5 protein-coding genes and 1 pseudogene are annotated in these 9,810 nt (G+C 65.5%); 1 reads left to right on the forward strand and 5 read right to left on the reverse strand.

Annotation, left to right across the window (positions count from 1 at the left end):
• Nucleotides 1-14 precede the first annotated feature (14 nt).
• The 3 genes from PCK14_RS18990 to PCK14_RS19000 form a co-directional block, all read right to left on the reverse strand.
• Nucleotides 15-1,697 carry a sugar ABC transporter substrate-binding protein gene (locus PCK14_RS18990; protein WP_269940087.1) on the reverse strand — a complete coding sequence of 561 codons (1,683 nt, stop codon included), beginning with the start codon at nucleotides 1,695-1,697 and terminating at the stop codon, nucleotides 15-17.
• A gap of 65 nt (nucleotides 1,698-1,762) precedes the next feature.
• Complete coding sequence (locus PCK14_RS18995; protein ID WP_269940088.1) at nucleotides 1,763-2,701, reverse strand: carbohydrate ABC transporter permease; 939 nt, start codon at nucleotides 2,699-2,701, stop codon at nucleotides 1,763-1,765.
• A gap of 36 nt (nucleotides 2,702-2,737) precedes the next feature.
• On the reverse strand, nucleotides 2,738-3,781 hold the full coding sequence (locus PCK14_RS19000; RefSeq protein ID WP_442864767.1) for an ABC transporter permease: 1,044 nt from the start codon (nucleotides 3,779-3,781) through the stop codon (nucleotides 2,738-2,740).
• A gap of 277 nt (nucleotides 3,782-4,058) precedes the next feature.
• Between PCK14_RS19000 and PCK14_RS19005 the strand changes: the two genes are divergently transcribed.
• Nucleotides 4,059-6,335, forward strand: a complete 2,277-nt coding sequence (locus PCK14_RS19005; protein ID WP_269940090.1) for a right-handed parallel beta-helix repeat-containing protein — start codon at nucleotides 4,059-4,061, stop codon at nucleotides 6,333-6,335.
• Between the two features lie 60 nt (nucleotides 6,336-6,395).
• Here PCK14_RS19005 and PCK14_RS19010 read toward each other — a convergent pair whose 3' ends face one another.
• Together PCK14_RS19010 and PCK14_RS19015 are read right to left on the reverse strand one after the other, a co-directional pair.
• Nucleotides 6,396-9,455, reverse strand: a complete 3,060-nt coding sequence (locus PCK14_RS19010; RefSeq protein ID WP_269940091.1) for a glycoside hydrolase domain-containing protein — start codon at nucleotides 9,453-9,455, stop codon at nucleotides 6,396-6,398.
• Nucleotides 9,456-9,625: 170 nt separating this feature from the next.
• Nucleotides 9,626-9,810 (reverse strand): annotated as a pseudogene (locus PCK14_RS19015) (gfo/Idh/MocA family oxidoreductase); the annotation flags it as partial.

Here is a 9,810-nt window from a genome sequence, read left to right on the forward strand (position 1 = left end):
CCCGCCAGTGGAGCCTACTTCTTGATGGGCTGCAGCTTGAACACGGGGGCTTCCGGGTTCAGGTCTGCCTCGTACTCGGCCCGGATCTTGTCGCCGCCCTCGGACTTCCAGCGCTTGAGCACCTCGGCGTGGTCGGAAACCTTGGCGCGTCCTGTGATGATGTCCACGGTCTTGTCCCGGACGATCTTGGTGATCTTCGGGCCAACCTTGGCGTTGGTGTCGGAGTAGGTGCCGTTGGTGGGGTTGCGCCACGCAAATTCCAACAGCTTCTTCTCGGTCTCATGGACGTACTTGGTGTCGTCCGGGAAACCGGGGTTGTACAGCACAGATTCGGGGCTGGACATGATGTTCAGGGCGCTGACCACGCCGGGGAGGTTCTTGGTGCCCTCTTCGGTCATGATGGGGTTGCCCTTGTCATCGAACGTGAAGTCCTTGCCCTCTTCGCCGAAGTTCTTCATGAGGTATTCCTCGGTGCCGAACGGTGCGGAGAGCCAGTTGATCAGGGCCAGCTGTTCCTTGATGCGCTTCTCGTCGGTCTTCTTGAACGCGGTGTAGCCAACGGTGCCGTAGCCCATGTCGTAGGTGGGCTTGATGGTGCCGTCGAAGCTGAACGGAACCAGGAGTTCCATCTGGACTTCCTTGTCAATGGCGCGGAAGCCGCGGATGTCGCGGGGGCCGGCGGTGACCACGGCGCCGAGGGTGCCGTTGAGGATCAGGGCCTTGGTGTTGGTGACGTTGACGTCCGGGTAGAAGCAGCCGGCTGCGAAGAGCTTGGCGGCGTATTCCAGGCCGGCCACGTAGGCGTCGGTCTCGTACAGGTGGGTCAGCGAGCGGTCCTCGTTGACGGCCCAGGAGTTGGGCGCGCCGAGCCATTCGGTGATCATGTGAAGGATGTTGACGTAGGCGGGCTCCAGCGCGTACTGCTTCTTGCCGGGGTTGCTCAGCTGCTTGGCCTTGTCAAAGAACTCGTCGGCGTCCTTGGCGTTCAGGCCGCCCACCTTGTCCCAGGTGCGGGAGGTTCCCACCATGACCTGGCCGAACGGGGTGCTGGGGATGGGTGCGCCCCAGATCTTGCCGTTGACCACGGCGGTGCGCCAGGAGTCGGGCTTCAGTGCTGCCAGGTTGGGGTATTCCAGGACGGCGTCGCCGGAAAGGTACGGGGTCAGGTCCTGGAACTTGGCTTCCAGCATGGGGCCCACGTTGGGGATGCCCTGGTTCGGCGGGATCCACATGAGGTCGGGCAGGTCGTCGCCGGCGAGGATCGTGGCGAACTTGGCGGGGTAGCCGTCTCCAATGTCTTCAACGATCTGCATCTTGAACTCGCCGCCCAGGGCGGTGTTCAGGCGCTGCCAGAAGGGGTTGTCGGGCATGGCGGGGGCCATGACCTCAAAGGTTTCGGAGAGGACACTGATGGGGCCGGTGAGCGGGGCACCCTTGGTGGAGGCCACGGTCTTGGGCATGGTCAGGAACCCGGCCTCGAGGCCGTCGGCGTTGCCGGGAAGGTCGGCGGTGACCCCGGTGAATTCCTTGTACGTGGGCAGGACAACCTTCTTGGAGGCCTCGGCACCGCCGCCGTCCTTGGAACCCCCGCTGCAGGCGGACAGGGTTCCGGTGAGGGCGATGGCGGCGACGGATACGCCGGCCAGGCCCAGGAAGTTGCGGCGTGAAACCCCGGCTTCGTTGACAGCTCGTTTCATGTCTTTGTCTTCTTTCTGGTTTTTGTGGCTTGTTGTGTTGCGTGGGTGTTTGCTTGCGGGAGGGGCTAGCCCTTGACGGCGCCGGTGATGACGCCCTTGTTGAAGTGCTTCTGCAGGAACGGGTAGACGATCAGGATGGGCACCAGGGCCACCACAACGATGGCCATCTGCATGGACTGCGGCGGCGGGGTGGTTGCGACGCCGATGGCCTCGGCCATGGAGCCGCCCTGGACCACGTAGTTACGCAGCACCAGCTGCACCGGGTAGAGGGTCTGGTCGTTGATGTAGAGCATGGCGTTGAAGAATGCGTTCCAGAATCCCACCGCGTAGAACAGTCCGACGACGGCGATCACGGCCTTGGAGAGCGGCAGCACGATCTTGCGCAGGATCATGAAGTCGCTGGCACCGTCGATGCGGGCGGCCTCAATGAGCTCGGTGGGGATGTTCATGAAGAAGGAGCGCATGACCACGAAGTTGAAGGCGGCAAAGACGCTCGGCAGGATCAGAGACCACAGCGTGTTGAGCAGGCCCAGCTGCTTGACCATGAGGAACATGGGGATCAGGCCGGGGGCAAAGAGCAGGGTGAACAGCACCAGCAGCAGCACGGGGCGGCCCATCAGGACCGGCCGGGAGGTGGCGTAGGCCATCGTGATGGTGGTGAACAGTGCCAGGAATGTGCCCACCGCCGTGATGACGGCGCTGACGCCCAGGGCCCGGAACATGAACTCGCCGCTGAAGATGGCCTGATAGGCGGCAAAGGTCGGGTTGGTGGGCCACAGGACGAAGCCGCCGGCCGCGATCAGCTGCTTGTCATCCGCCAGTGAGGTGGAGACCACCAGCAGGATGGGGATCACAATGGTCAGCGTGATGCCGCCGATGATCAGGCCCTTGATGGAGTTGTACAGCGGTGAGGCTGGTTCCTTCCAGGCGGGGCGGTTGGAATTGAAGCTGAGCCCCTGGGCACGGCGCGAGGCCTTGCGCCGGATTTGAAGTGTTGTTGCCATGTTTCTCTCCTTGTTTCAACTAGCGGCCTAGCGGCGCTAGCCGACCTTCTTCTGGAAGATTCCGGGTTCGCCCATGCGGTGGGCCAGCGAGTTGGCACCCCAGATGAGCAGTGCCGCGATGACGCCCTTGGCCAGGCCGGCGGCTGCACCGACGCTCCAGCCGCCGCCGACCACGCCGGCGAAGTAGGTGAAGGTGTCCAGGACCTCGGCGGCCCCGGCCCCCACGGCGTCGTGCTGGAGCAGGAACTGCTCAAAGCCGACGCTGAGGATGTCGCCGATGCGCAGGATGAGCAGCAGCACAATGATGGAGCGCAGGCCCGGCAGGGTGATGTGCCACATGCGGCGCCAGCGGCCGGCGCCGTCGGCGGCGGCAGCCTCGTAGAGGGAGCCGTCAATGGCGGCCAGCGAGGCCAGGAAGATGATCATGGCCCAGCCACATTCCTTCCAGATGAGCTGGATGGTGGCCAGCAGGGGGAAGGTGTCGGGGTTGGTCATGAACGGGATGGTGTCCAGGCCCAGGTCGCGCAGCGTGTTGTTGACCAGGCCGGCCCCGCCCAGGACCTGCTGGAACAGAGCGATGACCAGAACCCAGGACAGGAAGTGCGGCAGGTACACCAGGGACTGGAACCAGCGGCGGATCTTGGTGCTGATGAGCGAATCGACCACCAGGGCCAGGCCCAGCGGCACGGGGAAGAAAAACACGAGCTGCCACACTGCCAGCACCATGGTGTTCTTGAAGGCCCCCCAGAAATCAGGGTTGAAGTACAGGTCAACGAAGTTTTGGAAGCCCACCCAGTCGCTGCCGGAGATGCCCAGGAACGGCTGGTAGTCCTGGAAGGCAATGACGTTGCCCAGGATCGGGATGTAGAAGAACAGTGCCAGGAACAGCACGCCCGGGATCATCATGAGGAGCATCTGCTTGTCACGGCGCAGGCGCGACTGCCAGCTCACCTGGCGAACGGGCAGGCCGTCATGGAGTTGGGGCAGCTTGCCGCGCTTGCTCTTGCGGCCGCTGCGGACTCGGCTCACCACTGGGACGTCACCCGGGGCGGCAACCCGCTCAGCCGACTCCTGTTGCATTTGGCTCATGATTCTCCTCGTATCTGCCGGGCTGTTCGGTCCCGTTCGGCACTGTGGCGTGGATTTTGTGACCATCGCCATGTTAACCGTTTAACAAAGATAAGTGATGCAGGCCATAGATGCAAGAAGGTGAGCACTATTTCATTTTCGTGACCTATATCCGTCATTGCCGGTGGTGCGGAATCCCGCATTTCGTGGCACGCTGGTTCCGGAAGCGATGAAAACTGCTCGCTGCCCACCCATTCACCAGCAAGAACAATCACCCGTGGAGGCCATCATGGGGACAATCACGTCCGCCAACACCCGACCCATTCCGTGGACCCTCCACGAACGCCTGCCGGCAGCCGGGCTGAATCCGGACAACGTGGGCTACCACGCCACGGTGAAAACCAGTCAGGACCCAGCCCCGCTTCCCGTGCATGCGCAGGAACGGACCACAGTGAGCGTTACTGACTTTGGCGCAGACCCCACGGGCGGCACTGATTCTGCCGCGGCCGTACACCGCGCGATCCTCCATGCCAAGGGCCTGGGATCGCCGGCGACCATCGCCTTCCCGCGCGGCATCTACACGATGTACCCCGAACAGGCCCCCAAGCGCGAGCTGTATGTCTCCAACACCGTGGGCCGCTTCCCCGAATTCAAAGTCAAGAACATCGGCATCCTGCTTGAGGACATGCACGACGTCATTGTCGACGGGCTGGGTTCCGAGCTGCTTTTCCACGGCCGGCAAACGCAGTTCGCCGTGATTCGCAGTTCCGATGTCACCATCAGGAACTTCGGCACTGACTGGCATGCCCCCCTGGTCCTGGACCTGACAGTGCTGGCCAGCGGGGTGGCGGACGGCCACGGCTACCGCGACATCCAGCTGCCCGCCGGCGTCGGCCACATCATCGACGGCGCCACCGCCACGTTCACGGGCGAAGCCAACCCGGCCACAGCCATTCCCTACTGGTCCCACGGGCCCGAGGTGGCGGACGAATGGCAGAACCAAATCCGCGAGCTGGCCAGCGGACTCACGCTGCGCTCGCCCCTGCCCCTGTGGCACGGCTCGCGCGCCGTGGAGGCCCTGGGCAACAGTGTGCTGCGGATCAGCTACGACTCCCCCGTGGACCCCGGCGACGCCGGCAAGGTCTACGAACTGCGCCAGCGCCCGCGCGACACCCCCGGCGGCTTTGTCTGGGAGTCCACGCGCGTGGAACTGAAGAACCTGGCGTTGCACTACCTGCACGGCTTCGGCATTGTGGGCCAGCTCAGCCGGGACCTGGCCCTGGATGGGATCACCCTGCGCGCCAAGGCCGGCAGCTGGCGGCAAACGGCCGGGTTGGCCGACTTCATCCAGCTTTCCGGCGTGGCAGGCAAGGCGCAAATCACCAACTGCCTCTTCGACAACCCGCACGATGACCCCATCAACATCCACGGCACCTACATGCAGCTCGAGACCGTTGACCGTGCTGCACGCACCGTGACACTGAAGTACATGGAACGCGACACCGCCGGATTCCCGCAGTTTTACGAGGGCGACGAGCTGCGCTTCGTCAGGCGTGCCACAATGCTTTCCGACGGCGCCGAGGACTACAAGGTCACCGCCGTCACGGGCCCCAACGGCATGGACACCGCCCACGACCTGGAGCGCATGACCATCACGGTGGACAAGGAGCTGCCGGCGGGCCTGGCCGCGGGGACGTACGTTGCCGAGAACATGACGTACACGCCCGAGGTCTACATTGCCGGGAACACCTTCAAGTCCACCCCCACGCGCGGCATCCTGGTCACCACCCCCAAGCCGGTGCTGATCGAGCGCAACCACTTTGACCAGATGGGCATGGCGAGCATCTACATCTCCGCCGACGCCGACTACTGGTACGAATCCAGTGGCGTCACCAACGCCACCATCCGCAACAACGTCTTTGACCGCCCCGCAGCGGGCTGGGCCGCCATTTGGTTCGACCCCACCAATGCCGAGTCGGAGCCGGAGCGCACTGTCCACAGCAACATCAGCATCGACGCCAACCGTTTCATGCTGATGCCCGGCGGCACGCTCGTGGCGGGCAAGTCCGTTGCATCACTGTCCTTCACGAACAACGTGGTGGGGCACTACGCGCCCACGGGCAATGCACCCGACGGAGCCGCGGCAGAACTGTTCAGTTTCTCCGAGAGCAGCGGCCTGGTGTTTGCCGGCAACGAGTACGCGAGCGGCTTCAACCAGTCCGTGGACGCCGCCGTTGCCCAGGCCGGGGACGGGCCACAGGCCGCAGGGCTGCTGGCTGGCCTCGCGGAGCCGCATTGGGCAGGCGTCGACTTTGGCGCACCAGCCTCACCGCTGGCCTGGCTCACCCACGCACCGGCGGGAACTGCCCAGGCCTCTGTTTCACTGGCGGCGGCCGACCCGGGCACCTCGCTGCACATCAACTACAACGATGCGCGGATCGAGCCGGCCCCGGACGGCCGCTACACCCTGGAGCTGTTGGCCGGCCCCAACGTCCTGGAGGTCCGCACGCTTGCTGACGGCGGACGTTCCGGCCAGACGTACCGCTGGGTGGTCATCGCCCGGTAGCTGCCGGAAGAAAAGAGGGCGGGCGCGGATTTCCGCGCCCGCCCTCTTTTGCTGTCCGGATCAGTGGCCGTTGACCACCAGCACCACACCCTTGCGGGGCTCAACCGTGATGGCTGCGCCGGGTGCAAAGTCCACGGCTTCCTGGAAGCCGTCCACGGAAGGCGCCACCACGGGCGCGGCGGCCAGGTGCGCGAATTCGGGGGCGAACTCCAACGTCACGGACACCGGTTCGGGCGCCCAGCTGGCCAGGGCCGTGACCAGCCCGGACGGCGTGATCCAGGAGGTGGCCAGCACCTCGGGGTGGCTGCTGCGCACGGGCACATCCAGCGCCCAGTGCCCCACCATGGGCGCCTCGGCCAGGCCGTGCTCGGCCCACAGCTCCCACAGCGCCCGGTTGTCCACTCGCGGGGCCCGGCCCGTCATGGCAAACACCAGCCCGCGCCACGGGTTGCCGCCGCCTTCGAGCATCTCGCCCATGAGCCCGAACGGGATGCCGGAAACTTCCACGAGCCAGTAGGCGGGGTCGGTGTTGTCGTAGTCAAAGTACTCGCCCAGCCACAGCCGGTCCGTGTACGGCAGCTGTTCCATGTACATGTTGGACGAGGAGGCGAAGCCGTCCTTCTCGTTGAACTGGTTGGCCGAGTGAATGTCGATCTCCGGCTCGGGGCAGCGGGCGGCCAGCACCTTGCGCACACGCTTCATGGCCTCGCGGTCGTAGGCGATGTCATCCAGGTAGATGCCGTCCAGGCCCGTCCGGCGCACCAGCTCGTCCAGCCCGCGGATGTACCAGTTCTGCAGGCGCGACTCCCCCGCCGTCACCACGGCAATGTCATCCACTGTGGGCGCATACCAGGCCGAAACGTAGTTTGCGCCGGCGTGTTCCTGCGGCCAGATGTGGCCCTTGCCGGGGCCGTCGCTGAAGATCTCGTGCCCCAGGGACATCATGGGAAGCAGGTCCGGGCTGTGGCCCGTCAGCTCACGCACGGTGTCGTAGACCTTGACCTTGATCCCGGCCGCGTGCGCCTGTGCCGTGTATTCAGCCAGGGCGTCGGCGTGCAAGAGGGGGTCATTGATGAAGGGGGCCAGGGCCGTGGCGTGGTGAATGTTGATGACGCTGGCGCCCGTTGCGGCAATGTCCGCCACGCTGCCTTGGTCGTGGAAGTAGCGGTTGCGCAGCTGGCGGGACGGGTCGATCGGCTTGAACGGCGTCAGCAGCAGCCGGAAGCCGTAGTTCAGTTCCGCACCGGGCACCATGGTCCGTCCGCCGCTCTTGGCCTCAAGCACGACGGCGTCCCGTACCGTCCCGCCGCCAACCTCCTTGAGCGTGACCCCGGCACCGGCGGATTCCACCTCCGGATTGGCCCACGATTGCGGGGCAATGAGCGGCTTCTCCTGGTAGAAGTTGGTGTTGAGCGGGCGCTCGTAGTTGTCGTCGCGCAGGGCCAGCTGCACGCCAATGTTGGCGTCGCCGAGCCACAAGGAGTCCTGGTTTTTGGTGGGCACGTCCCAGTGCCAGTCGATCGCCGCGGGGCGGGTGCCGCCGGGCACGCCCAGGCCCATGGCATAGGGGACGGATTCGGGGTCCAGGACCATGGTCAGCGCAACGTCTGCCAGTTCCACGGGGGCGGCCCCCTGCGGAACGGAAAGGCGGACGGCGAAGGTGGCGGCGCCGTCGGCCTCCAGCTGCCCCTCCACCGTAACGGCCAAGGGGGTGTCCGGGCTTGACCAGCCGCACGTCCAGCCCACCCGGGCCGGGCCGTGGGTGGTGAATGCCAGGGGCGTGAACTCCCAGGCGGCAGCGGTGGCCAGCTGCGGGAGAACTGTCAGGGGTTCGCGCAGGAGCGCCCGGCTGGGACCGTCCACGGCTGTCACTGCCGAGGTGAAGGTGGAGCTCAGCTGTTCAGGCAGGCCGTTGGGGGCCAACTGCACAGTACGGCCCAGGATTTCCAGCTTGGCGGCGGCCTCATCGATCCTGACGGCGGTGTACGGTGCCACCAGCTCGTCGTCCTGGGCCAGCGTGGAGTCCAGCCAGGCCAGGCGCCGAAGTTCGCGGGGGTCGCCAAAGCCGCCGGCGGCGACGTCGGGCTCTGCCTCGGGCGCCACCTCAAGGCGCACCGGCAGTTGTGCGGTTCCGGCGGAGCTGGCCACGGTGATGACAGCGTCCAGGGTGGATCCGGCGGCCGATTCTGGCACCGGGACCACCACGTACAACGCCTGGACGGCGCCGTCGGCAAGCTGCAGGGTCTTGCTGAAGGGCCGTCCCAGGCGGTCAACCCCCGCCGTGTTGATGCAGCGGGCTGCCACTTCGGCACCACCGGAGTGGGCGGCGATGTCCACCGTGACATCCGCCAGCTCGGTGCGGGCGTATAGGCCCAGCTGGATGATGTGGTCCTCCCCTGGCTGGGCCTGGTCCACCAGTTGCCCCACCGCTGCCCCGGCAACGGCGTCGGGGCCGGCGATGGCCCAGTGTGCGGGGATGGCATTCTTCATGGAGATGGGGTGGCGCCGGTCCTGGGCAAAGAGAAGGAAGGACGCACCGGCGTGTGCCCCGTGCAGCGCGGCAAGTTCTTCCTCCGTTGCCGTGAAGTTCATGGGCGCAAAGCTGTCCCACTCGCTGGCAGCCTCATAGCGGATGGCCTTGGCGACGGGGTGGGAGGTGTGGAAGCCCAACTCGAACGACCACACGCTGTCGGCCACGGAGTTCACCCAGGCCGGGTCCGCCGTCGGACGGGCCGGCAGGTACTGTGCCTGCGGGTAGTAGGAATGCCCGCCCATGACATAGGGAAGATAGTAGAAGTGGTACTCGCCGGGGCCGTCAATTGGTTCGAAGGTAAACGTGCCCTTGGCCTGGGTCTTTTCCCCGGCCACGACGTTGCGCACCCGCGTGCCGGATGCGGCGGAGATGACGATGGTGTCCACCTCCGCCGGCGTGGCGTCCTGCCTGCGCCAGGGCAGGATTGCTGTGGCGGCGCGGCAGCCTTGCGGCAGGTCCGGCACCGCAACAACGATCCGGTGGTTGCCGTAGAGCAGCTTGTCCCAGCTGCCCAGGCCACACTCGAGTTCAGGGTGCAATTGCGCCGGGGTGGATGGGGCGGACGTGGCGGGTGCCGGGGTGGGCATGTGAAACAACTCCAGGGTTATCGACAGTGATACTCAATCCTTGCGTGAACTTTTGTGAATGCAAAGTCCTATTACGATTCATAATCGTTCACATTGCGTCAGGCATGCAAGGAAGGAGCCGCACCCCCTGGGGGATGCGGCTCCTTCCGGCCGTGCGAGTTGGTGGGTGGTTAGGCTGTGGCCTTGACCTGCCCGTTGTTGAAGTACTCCACGAGCTCCGCCGGCAATGCCGGGACCTCCAAGGCCCCTCCCCCGGAACGCAGCGACTGCGCCGCCAGGATCCCGGCAGCCACCGCCTCACGCGCAGCAACAGGAGACGTCTCCGTGGCCCCACCCTCACGGGCAAACCGCAGGA

Origin of the sequence: Arthrobacter sp. HY1533 (genome assembly GCF_027568515.1) — a bacterium.
In the GTDB taxonomy this organism is placed as follows: domain Bacteria; phylum Actinomycetota; class Actinomycetes; order Actinomycetales; family Micrococcaceae; genus Specibacter.

Coding starts and splice junctions, on each gene's coding strand:
- PCK14_RS18990 (WP_269940087.1), bottom strand. CDS start 1,697: ATGAAACGAGCTGTCAACGAAGCCGGGGTTTCACGCCGCAACTTCCTG.
- PCK14_RS18995 (WP_269940088.1), bottom strand. CDS start 2,701: ATGGCAACAACACTTCAAATCCGGCGCAAGGCCTCGCGCCGTGCCCAG.
- PCK14_RS19000 (WP_442864767.1), bottom strand. CDS start 3,781: ATGCAACAGGAGTCGGCTGAGCGGGTTGCCGCCCCGGGTGACGTCCCA.
- PCK14_RS19005 (WP_269940090.1), top strand. CDS start 4,059: ATGGGGACAATCACGTCCGCCAACACCCGACCCATTCCGTGGACCCTC.
- PCK14_RS19010 (WP_269940091.1), bottom strand. CDS start 9,455: ATGCCCACCCCGGCACCCGCCACGTCCGCCCCATCCACCCCGGCGCAA.